Genomic DNA, 16,899 nt, shown 5'->3' with positions numbered 1-16,899 from the left:
TAGCGGCGGCGATGGCGCAAACGGCCCATAGTCTGTCGGTGGGCCGCCAATAAACGCCCTGATAAGGTCTACCTGCCCATATGGGCTCGTGCTGCTCGCCTGATTCCGCCATCCCGACCCCTCCGACTTGCTCACCCTATTGAAAAGCCGGGCGGGCGCAAAGGCCGTTGCCGGGGTCCTGTCAGACGCCTGAACATGCTTCCCCTCCCCGCAATCCCCTGCTCTAATCCCGCCATGTCAACCCGCCACCGCTCCATCGCCGCCCTGCTCGCACTGACCCTGGCGACGCCCTCGATCGGCCAGTCCGCCAGCGACACTGTCGATCCGTTCATTGGCACCGGCGGCGAAGGGCACACCTTCCCCGGCGCGGTCGCGCCGTTCGGGATGGTGCAGTTGAGCCCCGATACCGACACCAGCCATGTCATCCGCGACAGCTATAAATGGGCGGCGGGCTATCGCTATGAAGACCCGACGATCCAGGGCTTCTCGCACACCCATTTCTCCGGCGCGGGGCATTCCGATCTCGGCGATTTCCTGGTCATGCCGGCCGCCGGCGACACCGTGGCGCTGGAGCCGGGCGATCCCGCGAAACCGGGGTCGGGCTATCGATCGCGCTTCGATCACAAGGACGAAGTTGCAAAGCCCGGCTACTACGCCGTCACGCTGAGCGACCCGGGCGTTCGCGCGGAAATGACCGCCGGCACGCGGATCGGCGTCCATCGCTATACTTTCCCAGCGGGCAAGGCGGCGCATCTGGTGATCGACCTGCGCAGTTCGCTGTACAATTATCCCGGCAAGATCCTCTGGTCGTCGCTGCGCCTCGCCCCCGACGGCACGATCACCGGCGCGCGCGAGACGCGCGGCTGGGCGCCGGGGCGAAAGCTCTATTTCGCAATGCGCTTTTCCGTCCCGCTCAAGGGTCATGCCTTTGTCAGCACGGAAAAGGATGTGGCGTACAAGGGCTTCCAGGGTCCAGGCCGCGGCAGCGACGCGCTGGCCGAGAAAAGCGGCCGGGCGCTGGTCGCGCGGCTCGACTTCGGTGCGCTCGGTGCACCGCTCGAGGTCAAGGTCGCACTCTCCTCGGTCGACGAAACCGGCGCGGTCGCCAATCTCGACAGCGAGCCGGGCGATTTCGACGCGGTGCGCGCAAGGACCAGAGCCGCATGGGACAAGGCGCTCGGCGTGCTCGACATCGACGCCCCGGCGCCGATGAAGACCAGCGTCGCCACCGCGCTCTATCATACGCTGCTCGCGCCGTCGGTCGCGGGCGATGCCGATGGACGCTATCGCGGGCCTGACGATCAGGTGCATCGGGCGAACGACTTCACCTTCCGCTCGACCTTTTCGCTGTGGGACACGTTCCGCGCCGAACACCCGCTGCTGACGCTGGTGCAGCCGGAAAAGACCAATAGCGACATCATCCGCTCGCTGCTCGCCAGCCGTAGATACAGCCCGGACGGCATCCTGCCGGTATGGCAATTCCAGGGACGCGAGACCTGGACGATGATCGGCTATCACGCGGTGCCGGTGATAGCCGACGCCTATCTCAAGGGCGTGGGCGGGTTCGATGCGAAAGAGGCGCTCGACGCAATGGTCGCGAGCGCCAGCTATGCGCCCTATGGTGGTCTCGGCGACTATATGAAGCTGGGTTATGTCGCGATCGACCGCGAGCCCGAGGCCGCGTCCAAGACCGTCGAATATGCCTATGACGACTGGACCATCGCGCGGATGGCGCGGGTGATGGGGCGCAAGGACATTGCCGACACGTTCGACAAGCGCGCGGCCAACTGGCGCAACACTTTCGATCCGAAGACCGGCTTCGTCCGCGCACGCAAAAGCGACGGCGCTTTCCGCGTGCCGTTCGACCCGACCGCGATCAATTACGGGTCGGACTATACCGAGGGCAATGCGTGGCAATATAGCTGGTTCGTGCCGCAGGATCAGGCCGGACTCGTTCAGGCGATGGGCGGGGACAAGGCCAGCGTCGCCAAGCTCGATGCGATGTTCGACTATGACAATTCGAAGCTCGATTACAGCCATGCCGAGGACATTGCCGGCCTGATCGGCCAGTATATCCATGGCAACGAACCGAGCCATCACGTTGCCTATCTCTATAATTATGCCGGCGCGCCATGGCGCACCCAGGCGCGGCTGACGCAGATTGTCGCCAGCCAGTACAAGCCGACCCCCGACGGCCTGTCGGGCAATGACGATCTGGGGCAGATGTCCGCCTGGCTGGTGTTCACGTCGCTCGGTTTCTATCCGGTCACGCCGGGCAGCCTGGAATATGTCATCGGCCGCCCGTTCTTGAACCGCGCGACGCTCGCGCTGCCCGGGGGCAAGACCTTCACCATCATCGCCGACGGGCTGGACGATGCGCATCCCTATGTCGGAAGCGTATCGCTCAATGGCCGCCCGCTCGCACGCGGGTTCATCCGGCATGGCGAGATCATGGCCGGCGGCGAATTGCGGTTCGTGATGCAGGCCGGGCCGAACAAGCTATGGGCGACGAAAGCAGGGGAGCGGCCATTTTCGTCGAGCATGACGCAGCGATGAGCGCCAGCCTGACGCTCCGTTATGAGTTCAGTCAGGATGATGATTTTGGCTGGCTGGGGGTCAAGGTCCAAACCGAGCGGTTTGGCGGCTCCGGTGGATTCTGGGTACAATGGCAGGACGTCGCGGAATGGAGCACTCAGCTTCTTGTCTATCCGATTCCGGGCGAAATTATTCATTGGTCTCATCTGGAAGCTTTTTTCTGAAGCCCTTGATGCCGAAGGATCACCATCTGAATGTCGCCGTGGACAATCGGACGCGCAAAGCATGGTTATAACGATATTGTGATGCACAATGCTGCGCGGCTAGTTGTCATATATTCCCGACCCCTTGGCATAACTTTTCAGCTGCTGAGCCGTGACCTGATATTGTTTACCATTGCGGATGCCCGAGCTGGCGCCGTCCTTTTTTGTCAGCGCTGATAACTCCCCGAATTCAGCTATTGGACAACCGAATCCAAACTCTGGATTTGCTGCCTTTATCCAGCAAGACCAGGAGACGAGTCAGGTGAACTTTATCCACCCTTCCGCCACGCGCTCCTTTCGGAAAGGATTTGATCCACCAATCCGCTTTCAAATCGGGGAGGTGTGGATCTTCACCAAGTACGGGACTTCTCCCTTCAAGGAATTTCCGCGAAAATGCTTCAGCCTCGCTCGAGTCAGCATCGAATCTGACAAATTGAATCGTATCTTGAAAATGACGTTCGACGATGAATACATTAGTCGCGCTACCCGGCAATAGAGTATCGGTATCGATTAAACTGATATTCCCGATCTCATTTTGCGTAACACTTTCGTTCCTGTTCTCGGAATCGAAGCCGCAACTAGAGAGCTGAAATACGGCCATCGCAACGATTCACACTCTGCCGATGAATGCTCCTCGCGGTAGCAAATGCTGAAAAATCACCCATCCCCCTGTCGATTAACGCCGAATCCTTTCATGCGGAAAGTGCAAAAAAGCGAATCGGTTTTTCTGGCCTCTACTCGGAGTACGCATCTACCTATAATCGAAAACCACTCTATCTGGATTTATGGTAGTTCATGAGGCAGAAACCCTTATTGTATCCGCACAAATTACAGCGTTTTAAAACATCTAATGTTGTGAGATTCTTATTGGTGGATTCTCTGGTTATCGTAAGTACTGCACGCTCCCCCGCGACCAGCATATCTTTTTGTATCATGACCGCGATTCCCCGAACACGTATGAACTCAGGGCAATCGGCCAACTTACCTCGATTCACTTTGTCAATCGCAGCTGAAAGCCATTGGGCCGCCTCAGGCCAATCAGAAACGAAATATTCGACAAAGCGGATAATTTCGGCTTTGCGCCTGGAGCTAACCTTGCCCTCATTCTCGTCGCTGGTTCGCAGGGAAAGCTGCACCGAATAGGGCTGCCCGACAAAAGCCTGCCCCGCTTTGTCCTGCACATAGAAAATCTCGAACCCGTCCCCTTGCAAGTTGCAGTCCATGCCAAAAACGGCAGAAGGCGCCTGCATGCGACACCCGCCCCATTTTTCGAATTCCCCCAGTATGACTGACAAGGGTTTATCCAACCCGCCAATCTCGGCGCGCGACGGAGATTCCACACCCTGACACCCCGCGATTTGCAGCGCCATTGCCAACATCAGCCAGAGCCGGCTCCGAAACGGGTTCATCTATTACCCCATAAGACATTAATCGCCGCAAAGGCGATACGATGTCTACCAGAATGTCAAAATGTTCTCCTTATGTCCATCGGATTCATCAGAAGCCCTTTATACCGAAGGAACGCCATTGAAAGGGTGAGATGAATGATGGGGGGGGGCACCTGGCGATCGGCCTCCCAAGTCAGTTTCGCTTTCTCGAACTCTTCTCGGCGAGCGTTCAGGCGCATAGCGAACAACGCTGGCAAATCTTTGAATCGCACCGGAGTCGGCTGACGACCCTCATCATCTTTCTTCGGGTCGTTATTTTTCGGCTTCCATTTACCTCTGACAAATCCGCTACGATCAGCGTCGGCACTCATCGGGATCGACGCGAATATTCTGGCCGACAGCGAAAACGCCTTGTTCAAATCACCATCAAGTAACGCGGAAATCACTTTCCCTTGACGTAGGGCAGTAATTGCAACGACATCCTGCGTCACAGGCTCAAAATCTGTCCTGGAGAACCATTCACCGCCGTGATTCTTCCATCTTCTATATTCTATTTGATATCGACCGGATGGAAGCCTTTCCTTCGGGAACGCCTCTAAATTGTCTACTGGCCCTCGAGGGAAATGGGTTGTTTTATATCCATCTTTTTCCGTGCCCTCTGTATGCGAGAGGACATCCAGAAATGCTTTCACCTCTGGAAGGGTATAAAAATACCCGACCTCCTTTCTGATCTTACGTCTTCCCTCAATCGTCAGCCCTTCCTCGCCGGGGCCGCCGTCGGGATATGGAACTTCCTTCCCTTCTGGCGGCTTGATCTCGTCCAGCCATGCGCGGGGTTCGGCTGGAGTCCGATAATCATCCTTTATATAGCCGGACGGTGTACGGTTCTTGTCGGCAACTTCATGAAATTGAAAACCGTCGCCCTCACCAGAGCGCCGGAAGTATAAGGCATTTTCGGGTCGCGCGCGCATTGCCGGCTCGATCGATCGCAAGCCCAGTTCCCCAGTCTTCTGCCCGATCGTCTCCCAGGTCCGCTGTCCCATCACCACAGAAATCGCTGGCGGCGAAGCGCGCCAGCCCTGCTGCGCTGTGACCAGCGCGTCATATTCCTCCGGTGTGACCCGGTCGCGGTACAGCCGCAGATCCGTCTTCACGAACTCCTGCCGGTCGGTCGCCGCGAGCAACGTAAGGTCATGCGCATCCTCACCCAGCGGTTCAACCGGCACCGGCTTTGCATTCGCTTTGGCCTGCCGCGTCAATGCCGTCTGTGTCTCGTCATCCAGCGCGCGACGCATCTCCGGTGGCAGCTGCGCGATCGAGGTGAACCCCGTCCCCAGTTCGTCGGTCAGCGCGTATGCCGCGTCCTTCGCGGCACTTGCTGCTCGCGTGCGGCGCTGCTCCTCGCGCGCATCGCGCTGCTCGAGCTCGTCCAACGCGCGGGCCTTGCGCGTTTCGTCCCATGGCTGCGCCTCGATCCAGCCCCGCTGCTCATCACGCTGCTCGGGCGATAGCGCCACGCGCGACGACGCGGTTGCGCCGAGCAGCGCCATATTCTCCGCGATAAAACCCCGCTCATTGTCAGCAAGCGATGCGAACCATTTGTCGCCCTCGCGCGCGATCGTTGCATCGAGCGTGCCGGCGCCCAGCAGCATCGCACCCCATGCCTTGGCCGCATCACCGTGATAACGTTGCACCAGCGACGCCAGACCATCCTTGCCATCGGGTATAAGCTGCGGCGTGATGACACGCATCTTCGCGTCGAGCTCTTCCGTCCCGCCCATCGGCGGCGTCACCGGCGCGAGCGGTGCTCGCGCCAGCTCCGGCGCATCCGCATCGGCCACCGCGCGCAGATCGGCCAGCGGCGTGGTCAGTGCCCGCTCCGCCGCAGCAAGATCCCCCGGCGTCATGGTCGCGCGGTTACTTTCCAGCCACGCCTTCGCCGCCAGTGGGTCAGTCCGCGTCCGGGCGTCGGTGATGCGCAGATTGATGCCCGAGCGATAGTGCAGCGCTTCATGTGCCGTGCCGAACGTCTCTTCACCAGTCCGCGCGAACTTCTTCGACAGCATGGGGTCTTCGGCATGAGCGACCGCATCATCCGCCGAATTGTCGCGCAGCTGATAGGTCTCGCGCTCCCGCGCCGCCGCCCGCTTGCCGTCGATGATTCCCTGGATCTTCAGCGCGTCGATCCCGAGCCGCTCGTCGATCGAGCGTGCCGCCAGCGCGCGCTGGCGGTCATTGCCGAGCCCGGCCAGAACCTGACCGCGCAACTCGCCCAGCATCTGATGTGTCGCCGCGCCACTCGCCCCGGGATCGCCGGGATCGCGCTGCAGGTCGTCCAGCACCGCACGAGACGCCCGCGAATAGCCATTCCAGGCACCCTTCACCGCCGCGTCATCGACCACGAACTGCCGATGCGCCTCCTCCGCCACCGCCATACCGCTCCCGCCGAGCTGCTTCAGCCCCGCGCCCAGGGCCTCCAGCCCGGTATCTTTGTAATCGCCGGGGCGAAGGGTTGCTCCACTGGCACTGGCAAGGCCAATGCGGTTCTGCTCTATCGGGACTGTTGGCATGCACCCCGATTACAGGCGCGGCGCGGCGGTTTGAATCGATCGACCCGCGCCGCACCCGCTCAGCCGGCGCGGAGGATCTTGATCATCGCCGCCAGTTCCTCGTCCGCCAGTCCTGCTTGCCCAGCCCTGCCAAGCCATTGGTGCAGCAAGGCCGGCAATTCGGTGTTGATGCCAAGCCCTTCCGACGTACGCAGGATGCGCTCGACCGCCGGGATCGAAATGCGCAGCGGGCTTTCCGTGATGGCGAAGTCGCCGGAGTCGATCACCGCCGCTTCGTGCTTGAAGAACGTGCCGAACGTCGGCGAGATTTGCGCGACGATCCGGCCGAAGGTCGCCACGCTGATATCGACGGACTCGGCGATCCGCGCGCCGTGCAGAAAGCCGCCGAATGCGCCATAGACATAGGACAAGGTGGCGAGGTCCATGAACGCCGCCGCGTCGATGCGCTCGCCAAGATGCGTCGGATTGCCCGCCAATATGTTCAGCACGGGCAGCGCCTCGGCGAACACCGCGGCGGATCCGGAAATCAGGATCGGCGTATCGTCCTGCCCCATCTGACTTGGCGCGGCCTGGATCGCGCCGTCAAGATAGCGCCCGCCACGCCGCGTGACATAGGCTTCGGCATCACGCGCATCTTCCGGGCTGCCGGTGCCGAGATTGATGACGAGATGACCATCGAGCGCCGCGCCCACACCCTCGGCGTTGAGGATTTCATCCGCCGCCGCGTAATCGTAAACGCAGATCAGCGTCATCGGGCTGGCCGCGATCGCTGCCGCCTGGCTTGGCGCAAATTGCGCGCCCCGCGCGACAAGTTCGGCCGCCTTGTCCGCACTGCGGTTCCACAGCGTGACGGACTTGCCCGCTTCCAGCATCAGTTCCGCCAGTTTCAGGCCCATCTGGCCCAGTCCGATGATCGTCACGTCAGTCATTTTCCGTCTCCTCAATTGGTGTCGGCGGAGATAGGAAAGCTGCACTCGATCGAGCAAGTACCGACTATTTTGTCAGGTACTTACCTTTTGGTATGTCAGGTTGGAATCATGGCGAAAAAAACTTATGCCTGCGGGATCGGCCCTGCGTTCGACGTGGTCGGCGGCAAGTGGAAAGCGGTCATTCTGTGGGAATTGAACGCCGGGCCGCTGCGCTTCGGCGAACTCAAGCGCCGCGTGATCGGCGTGACCGAGAAGATGCTGATCCAGCAATTGCGCGAGCTCGAGCGCGATGAACTCGTCACCCGCACCATGTTCAATCAGGTTCCGCCACGCGTCGATTATGCCCTGTCCGACTGGGGCATGACGCTCAACACCGCCCTGGCGCCCGTGGCCGATTGGGGCGAGCGCTATGCCAAGGCGATGGGGCGCTATCCGGGCTGAGGCTCGATCGACGGTCGCCCGGACGAGCGCCGCGACCGCGATCTCCGCTGTGCCTTCGCTTTACCAGCCTATAAGGCGGGTTCGCTGCAGTCGCTTGAGAGATCGGATCGATGACGAACAACGCCCATGCGCCTTACTTTGCCGATCTGCAGTCCGCGCTGCGTCAGCATGGCATTGCGTGGCCGACCCTGGTGCTCGACCGCAGCCGCATGCGGCGCAACGTTGAACGACTTAAGGCGCTTATTGCACCGACCAAACGGCTCCGCCTGGTCGAGAAATCATTGCCGGTACCCGCCATGCTGGACGAGCTGATGCGATTGGCCGGAACCCAGGCGCTGATGGTCTTCCACGAGCCGCAACTGCGACAGACCGCCTATCGCTTTCCCGACAGCGACATCTTGCTGGGCAAACCCATGCCCACCCAGGCGGCGCGGCATTTCTACCTCCATCTTGGCAATACCCATTTCGACCCGGCCACGCAGCTACAATGGCTGGTGGATACGCCACAGCGGCTGGACGAGTATCTGCAGCTCGCCAGGGGGTTGAACATCCGCATGCGGATCAACATCGAGATCGATGTCGGACTTCACCGCGGCGGCGTCACCGATCCGGCCATGCTGCAGACCATGCTGCAAGCCATTCGGGCGGCAGCCGATCATCTGCAATTCTCCGGGCTGATGGGCTATGATGCTCATGTCGGCAAAATTCCGTCGCTGGTTGAAAGCCGGAGCACCAGTTTCAACAAGGCAAACCAAGCCTATGCCGCCTTCAAGACCATCGCTCGCGCCCAGTTTCCCGAACTGAGCAAAGACATTTGCTGGAATGGCGCGGGCAGTCCGACGGTTGCCTTGCACAACAACGAAGAGTCACCGCTCAACGACATCAGCGCCGGGGCGTGCCTGCTCAAGGGAACGATGTTCGACCTGGATCTGCTGGCCGATTTCGAACCTGCGATCTTTATCGCGTCGCCGATCCTCAAGGCCTGGGACGGGACTCATCTGTCCGGCCCGCAATGGCTTTCCTCACTGCTGTTCGGCGGACGGCAATCGCGTGAACGCACCTATTTCACTTACGGTGGCGACTGGCGCGGTGAAGTATGTTCGCCATCCGAAGTCGTGCCGAACAAATGGTTCGGTGTCAGCTATAACCAGGCAATGTTCTCGGGCCCCAAGCGACAGCCTTTGACGGTTGACGACTGGCTCTTTCTACGGCCGCATCAGTCCGAGGGTTCCTTGCTGCAATTTGGTCCCCTTCAGGTCGTGGAAGACGGCCGGGTCGTCGACGAATGGCTGCCCTTTACGGAATGAAGAGCGCGCCGAAGGGTTTAATCTGATCCGCTTCCCCTGAGTGGGGCGCGCCTTCAGCGACATCAAATCGAGCCCCGGTAAGAAGGACATTTGGCCGGGAAATCCCAGCGGCGACCGGTAACGTGCAATGCTCGCGACGTTGCCCTCTTGACCGCGTTACGACTCCTATATAGTCAAATGACTATATAGATGAGAATCGATATATGACGCTGACCTGTGACCCGCTCGACGACATTTTCGCCGCTTTGGCCGACCCCACGCGCCGCGCGATCCTCAATCGCCTGTCGCGCGGCGAGGCGACGGTGAACGAATTGGTCGAGCCGTTCGGGCTCAGCCAGCCCACCATCTCGCAGCATGTGAAAGTGCTCGAACAAGCCGGGCTCGTGTCGCGGGGGCGCACCGCGCAGTTCCGCCCGGTGCGGCTTAACGCGCGCGGCATGGCCGAGGCCGATGCCTGGTTGGGGAATTACCGGCGCTTCTGGGACGAGAGCCTCGAGCGGCTGGGCGACTATGTCGAAGAATTGAAACGCAAGAAAAAGGAACAGCCCGAATGACGACCTATAATCGCATCAACGAGAATCGCGATGAGCGCCGCGTGACAGTCGCTCGAGTCTATGATGCGCCGGCCGACCTGCTGTTCGCGGCGCATACGACGCCCGAGCATTATCTCCATTGGTATGGCCCCCGCGACTGGCCGGCGACGCGGGTGGAGATGGATTTTCGGGTCGGCGGCCACATCCTCTTCGCGCTGACCGGGCCCGACGGGGTGGAAGGACCGCCCTTTGGCGGGACCTATCTGGAAATCGAGCCGAACAGGAAGATCGTCTACAATAACGGCTTCCTGAATTCCGATCAGGACAAGATGATCGTGACCATCCTGTTCGACGAGCTTCACGGCAAGACCACCGTGACGGTGATCACTGATTTCACCAGCGAGGCGATGTGGCTCGAGCATGTCGATGGCGGCATCGCCACTGGCATGGCGTCGATCGCCGACCGGCTGTCGGATTATGTCGAGGTCTTGCTGAGCCGCTGAGCCTTGCCCCGTTCGTTTCGAGCCCTTCAACTGCCCGCAAAAAAGCAGGCGTCCAGGGCTCGAGACGAACCAGCGATGACCCGTCCTAACTGCCTTCCATCAGCACCGCGCCGCCGATCAAGTCCGCCCCCGCGTCGCACGCGCGCGCCGCTTCTTCGCATACCCAGTCGCGGAAGCGGGCGATCTTCGTGCTGCGCTGACGCGTCACCGGAAAGGTGAGCCAGAAGGACCGGCCGGTATCGATCACCAGATCATGCGCCAGCACCAGCCGGCCCGCCGCGATTTCCTGCGCGAACAGCAAGGGCGAGCCCATCGCGATGCCATGACCGGCCAGGGCGCCCGCCACATCGAGATGTTCGGCCGCCAGCCTGGTGCCGAACCGGCCGGAGAGGACTGCATCCGGGTGGCCCAGGGCATGATACCATAAGGCCCACCAATCGGGCCGGCCGAGCAACGGTACGTCGGCCCCCAGGTGCGGATCGGCCAGGCCCGCCACGGCCGCCTTCAGCGCGGGCGCGCAAAGCGGCGCGAAGAGGCTCGGCATCAGCCGGATGGTGCGCAGGCCGGGCCAGCGACCATGCCCGTTGCGGATCGCCGCGTCATGCCCGCCCCCACCCAGGTCCTGCGCCTCGGCGGACAAGTCGAGATCGACCATGATCTCCGGATGCTGAGCGCGAAAAAGGCCGAGCCGGGGGATCAGCCAGCTTGTGCCGAAGGTCGGCAAGGTCGTGAGTGCGAGCTTCCCTTCGTCCAGTTCGGCGGCGCGGACGAAGCTGGCGCGCAGCACGGCAAAGGCATTGACTGTTTCCTGCGCAACCAGCTCCCCGGGCTCGGTCAGTTCGACCTTGTGCGGATGGCGACGAAACAGCGGCACCCCGATCTGCATCTCGAGCTGGCGGACATGATAGCTGACCGACGCCGGCGACGTGCCGAGTTCGCGCGCCGCCTGCGTGAAGCTGCCGAGCCGCGCCGCGCATTCGAAGGCGCGGATCGACGCGAGCGACGGGAATCGGGGCGGATCGACCATAAGTCTGACTTAGCCTCTCTCCGCCATCTTCGCATAGCCAGTGATCGGCCCGCCCTGTCATTCCTGCCCGCAACACGAATATTGCAAGGACACCGCCATGACCGAGCCATTCATCTGTTCGCGCCGCCACGTGCTGGCCGGCATGGCGATTGCCGGCGGCGGCGCATTGTGGCCCGGTGGCGGCGTGCTGGCGCTGCCGGGCAATGCGGTGGACCATGCGCATGACTGGGACTGGCTGCGCGGCAGCTGGGACGTATCGCACAAAAGACTGAAGACGCGCCTCGCCGGCAGCACCGAGTGGGAGGAGTTTGCCGGCAAGAGCGTGTTGTGGACGACGCTCGGCGGACTCGGCACGATCGACGACAATGCGCTCGATTTCCCCGACGGGACCTATCGCGGACTCGGCATCCGCGCGTTCGACCCGGCCAGCGGGACCTGGTCGATCTGGTGGCTTGACGGGCGCAACGCGACGCGGATCGACGCGCCGGTGCGCGGCGGTTTCCATGGCGACGAAGGCGCTTTCTCCGGCCCGGACATATTCGAAGGGCACCCGGTCACCGCGCGGTTTCGCTGGCACGAGATTCATAGCGCCCGGCCGCATTGGGACCAGGCGCTGTCGACCGATGGTGGCAGGACCTGGGAGATCAACTGGCGCAACTGGTTCACCCGCACCTCGGCAACGCCGGTGCCCCTGCCCGCCAGAACCGACACCGCGCCTGGCTCGGGCGACTGGGATTTCCTGGTCGGCAGCTGGTCGGTGCGGCACCGCAAACTGACGCGGCGGCTGGTCGGCAGCACCGACTGGATCGAGTTTGGCGGCACCCTGACCAATTGGCCGGTGCTTGGCGGGCACGGCAATGTCGGGGACAATATGTTCGACCTGCCCGGTGGCCGCTACCGCGGCGTCGGCCTGCGCGCGCTCGACGGCGAGACCGGCCTATGGAACAGCTGGTGGCTCGACGGACGCACGCCGGAAGAAATCACGGCGCCGGTAAGCGGCAAATTCGCCAATGGGTCGAGAACGCTGACCGGCGATGATGTGCATGAGGGGAAACCGGTCAAGGCGCGGATCATCTGGTCACGCATCACCGCCACCTCGGCACGTTGGGAACAGGCGCTGTCGGCCGATGGCGGCGCGACCTGGGAGGTCAACTGGACCAGCGACTTTACGAGGACGGCATGAACACCGCCGCCATCGCCCCGATGCTCGACGGGTCGCGGCGCGACCGGCTGCCGTTCAGCGGGCAGCGGTCGGGCGCGACGTCGATGGATCTGTCTCTCGTCCGCGGCCGACCGGGATGACAGCGCCGCTATTTGGTGGCGTATTGCCCGGCTTCGGCGCCGAAATTGTCGCGCGCGAAGACCTTGGCGGCGGCGGCGGTCTTGAACACTTCGTCCTGCAATGTCGCGGTGACGATCGGATAGTTTTGCGAATTGTAGCGCGTGTGGCGCACGGTGAGGCGGAACTGGCCGGTCTCATCCTTGTTGATCAGGAACGGGCGCACGGGAATTCTCGACATCGGTCTTCTCCATCTCGGCCGCGCTTCCCGTTCGTACGTGCAGCGATCGCGCCGACGGGCGGTCGGGAACGGCAAGGACGGAAGCGATGATCGCGGGCCAGTAAAGCGGGAGCACAAACCGGCCCTCAGTCGCGGCATGCTCAAGGCTATGCGCCGGCGATTGTCGGGGTATAGCCGCTGCCGCGCGATTTGGCGAGCGATTGGCGGGAAAAGACTAATGCGCGCCCGTCGCGGTCGGAAAATCGCTGCGCCACAGGTCGAGCCGCGTATCGCCCGGGCCGCATGCCGCCGACCAGTAGAATTTGCCTGAGGACGAGGTGGATGGGCCGTTGTTCAGCCCGCTCGAACAATTAATCTCCGGCGGCAGCACGCCATCGACCTGCCAGCCCTTCATCCCCTTGTGCGCCGCATAGAGCCGGGTTCCCTTGTCCCCCGCCGCGTCGCCGCGCGTGAAGACGATGCGCCGCGCACTGCCGAGAAAGGTCGCGTCGAAATCATCCTCGGCGCCATTGACCGCCGGCCCGAGCGCGACCGGCATGCCGATCGTCCCGCCCTTCACCGGCGCGATGAACAGGTTCTGCCCGCCGCGCAGGCCATGGCGATTGGAGGAGAACAGCAAGGCCGTCCCGTCGGGCGACAGCGACGGCGCCCATTCATCGCCCGGCGTATTGACCCGCGGCCCGAGATTGCGCGGCATGCCATAGACGCGCGTGACCGGATCATAGGCAACCTCGTACAAATCATCGCCGCCCGCACCGCCGGGACGGTTGGAGAAGAAATAGACCCGCTTGCCATCGGGCGAGAAGGACGGGTCGAAATCATTGGCCGGGCCATTGAACGACACCGGCACCGGTGCGCTCCACACGCCGCCGGCCAGCCAGGATTCGACGATCTCCAGCCCGCTGCCCGGCACGCGGTTGACCATGCCCCACAGCGCATGAGTTTCGTCCGGCGAAAGGGCGAGGCGCACATCGGATACGGCGGTGGAGAACGGCATCCGCTCGACCCGGGCCTGCACCGCGGGCGCGTCCTGCGCGGCCCCGCCGCGTGATGCGAGCAACAGGAGCAGCACCGCGGCCTTCACCATTCCGGACATCAGTCCCTCCTCCTCCTCCGGCTTGGCCATACGTCGTCCGCCGTGGCGGAACCCGGTGCGGCCGATGCGTCCTTGATTCCGGGCGTTCCTGCCACGCACCGCCGACCCTGTCGCGCTTGTGCTGCCCAACGGATTTATTTTCCTTTCCAATGCGACAATTCGAAACGGATGCGTAAAGAAATATTGCACGGTCGGCGATCATTGTTCGGCTTCCCCTCCACCCCGTTTTGGCGGACGGTGACCGAATGAGCGACGACCGACTCGATCAACTGTCTGCAAGACAACGCGAATGTTTGCGCCTGGTCGGTCAGGGCAAGCGCACCAAGGATATTGCCCGCCTGCTTGGCCGGTCGCACCACACCATCCACCGCGACATCGAGAACGCCACCCGGTTGCTCGGCGCGGCGACCCGGTTCGAGGCCGCCGACCGGCTCCGCGACCCTGTCGGGGGCGATGACGAACCCTTCGTCAACGAACCGCGCGACCTTGTCGCCCCCCGGGATTTCACCGCACACCGGCCGTCGCAACCACCGCCCGTCGGCGATGGGCGGCAGGCCGGCGTCGATTGGGTGCGGGAGGAACATCTTCCCTTCGTCCATTCGACCCCGCACCCGCCGCCCCCGCCATGGGCCGAGCAGGAAAGGGCCGGCCTGTATGACCTGATCAATCGCCACCGCATGATCGTCTCGATCATCGCGACCTTCCTGCTCGTCGCACTGGTGGCGGGTTTCCTGGCCATCGCCCATGAGCTGCAGCAGCTCCTCATCGGCTGGACCTACCCTTCATAACAACCGATCAGCCGCGCTCCCCCGCGCGGTGGGGAGAAGATCTATGCTCAATCAACGCCTGGCCGCCGCGCAGTCGATTGCCGACGCATTCCGTCCCGCCGAAGAAGCGATCGATCACGCCGCCATGCTCGCGACCCGCTGCCTTGCCACCATGATGGAAGCGCGGGCCCTGTCCGGCGTGCCGCTCGCCACCGGGCTGGACGAACTGGCGCGCATGCACGCGCTGTCCACTCGCCTGATCGAGGCGCGCCGCGACGTCATTTCGCTCCATCCCGACCTTGCCGCGGTGCGCGACGCGGTCGGCCTGCGCGCCTGGTTCGGCGACAGCGACGAATGTTCGCCGGTCGATAATCCCAAGGGAGAAAGATTGCACGCGATAGGGTGACAGTCGTCGGCGCGGATGATACAGTCCGCGCCGTCGATGTTACGGACCGCCATCTTCCTGGCGCTGTTGATCGCCGCCTGTAGCTACGCCGTTAAACGCGGCGGCGGCCCGGAGCGTCTTACGGCCTACGCTTTTCTCGCAGCTTATATGTTGACGATCGCCGTGCGATCTTCGCAGCCGGAGCGCTATTTTGCCATAGAAACAGGAGTATTCATTGTCGATGTCCTGCTATTCTTCACCGTGCTCGCCGTCATGCTTACCGCCAACCGGGTATGGCCGATATGGATGACCGTCCTCATGCTGATGGCGGTCGGCGGGCATATCGCCAAGCTGCTCGACCCGCACGTCATCCGCACCGCGTATCAGATCATGCTGTCCTTCTGGGGATGGCCGGCGGCGGTGCTGCTGATTGTGGCGACCTGGCGCCACCAGCGACGCGTAGCACTGAACGGTGCCGACGCATCCTGGAGGCGATCATTGCCCGGGGGGCTTCCGCAAACCCGGCCGCCACCGCAACCCGGCTGATCGCCGAGTTCGGCAGCTTGCCCCGCGTGCTGGCCGCGACCCGGCGGGCGCAGATGCGCGCATCGGGCCAGGACACGGCGGCGATCGGCGCGATCGCGGCGTTCCGCAACGCCATGCGCCATGCGCTGCGCACTGACCTGCAGGAACGCCCGCTCCTGCCCAACATGACGGTGGTGATCGATTATCTGCGGTCCGAGATGGGCTATGCCGGGCATGAGGTGTTCCGCGTGCTGTTCCTCGATGCGCGGCACCGGCTGATCCGCGACGAAGTGATGTGGACCGGCACCGTCGACCAATGCCAGGTGCATATCCGCACCATCGTGAAGCGCGCGCTGGAACTCGACGCGTGCGGCCTGATCGTGGTCCACAACCATCCCTCGGGCGATGTCACGCCAAGCATCGCGGACAAGGAACTGACCCGGTCGATCGCCGCCGCGACCCGGACGGTCGGCGTCTCCGTGCTCGATCATGTGATCATCGGCAGCACCGGCCATGCGAGCATGGTCGACCTGGGATTGTGGTAGGGCGCATAGCGCCCACGCGGTAGCCCTTTGGGTCGGCTGACCGGCGAGAGCTTTTTGACGTAGAGGCAGCCGTTCCGACCATCATTCTCCAGACCGACACTCGCGACTTCGACATGGGATCGTCTTGATATCTTCATGATGTGAAAGGGTGCGCTAGACCCTGGCAGGGGCAAAGACGGCGCGCCCGAGGACGGAGGTAGGTGACGGCCTCAGCCGATTTCGCGCTTGCTACACAAGAATGGTCCATTCCGGATGGAGCGCCGATTGAGCGCTGGATCCGCACGGATTCTCGCGTATGCTGATCCTGATTTGTTCCCGGAGAGGCGCATGCAACGGAAGCACAGATTATTGGCCGGCGCGGCGTGCCTGACGCTGGTCGGCGGCGCGGCGGGTGCGCTGGCGCAGGAGACGACCACCTATAGCTATGACGATCTCGGACGGTTGACCGGGAGCGTGCTGAGCGGCGGGCCGAACGCCAACCGGCAGACCGGGACCTGTTTCGACCCGGCGGGCAACCGGGTGCGCTACGATGTCGCGACGAGCGCGCCGGCGGTGTGCCCGACGC

General features: G+C 62.8%; 20 protein-coding genes. 13 read left to right on the top strand and 7 right to left on the bottom strand.

Going from position 1 to position 16,899, the window contains the following annotated elements:
* Positions 1 to 234: 234 nt before the first annotated feature.
* Entirely contained in the window at positions 235 to 2,556 is a 2,322-nt protein-coding gene (locus OO12_RS15395) for a GH92 family glycosyl hydrolase (protein ID WP_034159602.1), read from the top strand.
* Positions 2,553 to 2,759: a hypothetical protein gene (locus OO12_RS15390; protein ID WP_034159601.1), complete on the top strand. Its 207-nt coding sequence runs from the start codon at positions 2,553 to 2,555 to the stop codon at positions 2,757 to 2,759. The genes OO12_RS15395 and OO12_RS15390 overlap by 4 nt, the downstream gene beginning before the upstream one ends.
* A 229-nt stretch (positions 2,760 to 2,988) precedes the next feature.
* Here the strand turns inward: OO12_RS15390 and OO12_RS28100 are convergent, their stop codons facing one another.
* From OO12_RS28100 to OO12_RS15370, 4 genes are all read right to left on the bottom strand, one after another.
* On the bottom strand, positions 2,989 to 3,399 hold the full coding sequence (locus OO12_RS28100) for a hypothetical protein (protein ID WP_152616465.1): 411 nt from the start codon (positions 3,397 to 3,399) through the stop codon (positions 2,989 to 2,991).
* 172 nt (positions 3,400 to 3,571) lie between these two features.
* Complete coding sequence (locus OO12_RS15380) at positions 3,572 to 4,207, bottom strand: hypothetical protein (protein WP_034159599.1); 636 nt, start codon at positions 4,205 to 4,207, stop codon at positions 3,572 to 3,574.
* Between the two features lie 56 nt (positions 4,208 to 4,263).
* Complete coding sequence (locus OO12_RS15375; protein WP_034159598.1) at positions 4,264 to 6,756, bottom strand: hypothetical protein; 2,493 nt, start codon at positions 6,754 to 6,756, stop codon at positions 4,264 to 4,266.
* A gap of 59 nt (positions 6,757 to 6,815) precedes the next feature.
* The gene (locus OO12_RS15370; RefSeq protein WP_034159597.1) at positions 6,816 to 7,685 is read right to left on the bottom strand and encodes an NAD(P)-dependent oxidoreductase; all 870 of its coding nucleotides are present in this window, start codon (positions 7,683 to 7,685) and stop codon (positions 6,816 to 6,818) included.
* Positions 7,686 to 7,793: 108 nt separating this feature from the next.
* Here OO12_RS15370 and OO12_RS15365 point away from each other — a divergent pair, with 108 nt between their 5' ends.
* From OO12_RS15365 to OO12_RS26960, 4 genes are all read left to right on the top strand, one after another.
* Positions 7,794 to 8,126 (top strand): winged helix-turn-helix transcriptional regulator, encoded by a 333-nt coding sequence (locus OO12_RS15365; RefSeq protein ID WP_034159596.1) that lies wholly within the window; start codon positions 7,794 to 7,796, stop codon positions 8,124 to 8,126.
* A gap of 110 nt (positions 8,127 to 8,236) precedes the next feature.
* The gene (locus OO12_RS15360; protein WP_052215921.1) at positions 8,237 to 9,433 is read left to right on the top strand and encodes an alanine racemase; all 1,197 of its coding nucleotides are present in this window, start codon (positions 8,237 to 8,239) and stop codon (positions 9,431 to 9,433) included.
* Between the two features lie 203 nt (positions 9,434 to 9,636).
* On the top strand, positions 9,637 to 9,987 hold the full coding sequence (locus OO12_RS15355) for an ArsR/SmtB family transcription factor (RefSeq protein WP_034159595.1): 351 nt from the start codon (positions 9,637 to 9,639) through the stop codon (positions 9,985 to 9,987).
* Positions 9,984 to 10,469, top strand: coding sequence for an SRPBCC family protein (locus tag OO12_RS26960; protein WP_052215920.1), 486 nt, complete (start codon positions 9,984 to 9,986; stop codon positions 10,467 to 10,469). Before OO12_RS15355 ends, OO12_RS26960 begins: the two co-directional genes overlap by 4 nt.
* Before the next feature lie 85 nt (positions 10,470 to 10,554).
* Here the strand turns inward: OO12_RS26960 and OO12_RS15345 are convergent, their stop codons facing one another.
* Complete coding sequence (locus tag OO12_RS15345; protein ID WP_052215919.1) at positions 10,555 to 11,496, bottom strand: LysR substrate-binding domain-containing protein; 942 nt, start codon at positions 11,494 to 11,496, stop codon at positions 10,555 to 10,557.
* 97 nt (positions 11,497 to 11,593) lie between these two features.
* Here OO12_RS15345 and OO12_RS28925 point away from each other — a divergent pair, with 97 nt between their 5' ends.
* Positions 11,594 to 12,679: a hypothetical protein gene (locus OO12_RS28925; RefSeq protein ID WP_200887485.1), complete on the top strand. Its 1,086-nt coding sequence runs from the start codon at positions 11,594 to 11,596 to the stop codon at positions 12,677 to 12,679.
* On the top strand, positions 12,676 to 12,798 hold the full coding sequence (locus OO12_RS29300) for a hypothetical protein (protein WP_268747925.1): 123 nt from the start codon (positions 12,676 to 12,678) through the stop codon (positions 12,796 to 12,798). Before OO12_RS28925 ends, OO12_RS29300 begins: the two co-directional genes overlap by 4 nt.
* 8 nt (positions 12,799 to 12,806) lie before the next feature.
* Here OO12_RS29300 and OO12_RS15330 read toward each other — a convergent pair whose 3' ends face one another.
* Both OO12_RS15330 and OO12_RS15325 read right to left on the bottom strand, forming a co-directional pair.
* Entirely contained in the window at positions 12,807 to 13,016 is a 210-nt protein-coding gene (locus tag OO12_RS15330) for a hypothetical protein (protein ID WP_034159594.1), read from the bottom strand.
* A gap of 214 nt (positions 13,017 to 13,230) precedes the next feature.
* Positions 13,231 to 14,112 (bottom strand): TolB family protein, encoded by an 882-nt coding sequence (locus OO12_RS15325; protein ID WP_160296821.1) that lies wholly within the window; start codon positions 14,110 to 14,112, stop codon positions 13,231 to 13,233.
* Between the two features lie 245 nt (positions 14,113 to 14,357).
* Between OO12_RS15325 and OO12_RS26955 the strand changes: the two genes are divergently transcribed.
* The 5 genes from OO12_RS26955 to OO12_RS15305 form a co-directional block, all read left to right on the top strand.
* A complete protein-coding gene (locus OO12_RS26955) occupies positions 14,358 to 14,900 on the top strand; it encodes a helix-turn-helix domain-containing protein (protein WP_052215917.1) in 543 nt (180 codons plus the stop codon).
* A gap of 43 nt (positions 14,901 to 14,943) precedes the next feature.
* Complete coding sequence (locus tag OO12_RS15315) at positions 14,944 to 15,285, top strand: hypothetical protein (RefSeq protein ID WP_034159593.1); 342 nt, start codon at positions 14,944 to 14,946, stop codon at positions 15,283 to 15,285.
* 36 nt (positions 15,286 to 15,321) lie between these two features.
* A complete protein-coding gene (locus tag OO12_RS29140) occupies positions 15,322 to 15,810 on the top strand; it encodes a hypothetical protein (RefSeq protein WP_235364815.1) in 489 nt (162 codons plus the stop codon).
* Positions 15,705 to 16,334: a JAB domain-containing protein gene (locus OO12_RS27540; RefSeq protein WP_235364818.1), complete on the top strand. Its 630-nt coding sequence runs from the start codon at positions 15,705 to 15,707 to the stop codon at positions 16,332 to 16,334. The genes OO12_RS29140 and OO12_RS27540 overlap by 106 nt, the downstream gene beginning before the upstream one ends.
* Positions 16,335 to 16,661: 327 nt before the next feature.
* A partial coding sequence (locus OO12_RS15305; RefSeq protein WP_152616464.1) for a hypothetical protein occupies positions 16,662 to 16,899 on the top strand: 238 nt, incomplete at its 3' end.

Source organism: Sphingomonas sp. ERG5 (assembly GCF_000803065.1).
Taxonomy (GTDB): Bacteria; Pseudomonadota; Alphaproteobacteria; order Sphingomonadales; family Sphingomonadaceae; genus Sphingomonas.
The sequence above is the reverse complement of the archived record's forward strand: the minus strand, read 5'-3'. Positions and strand labels throughout refer to the sequence as shown.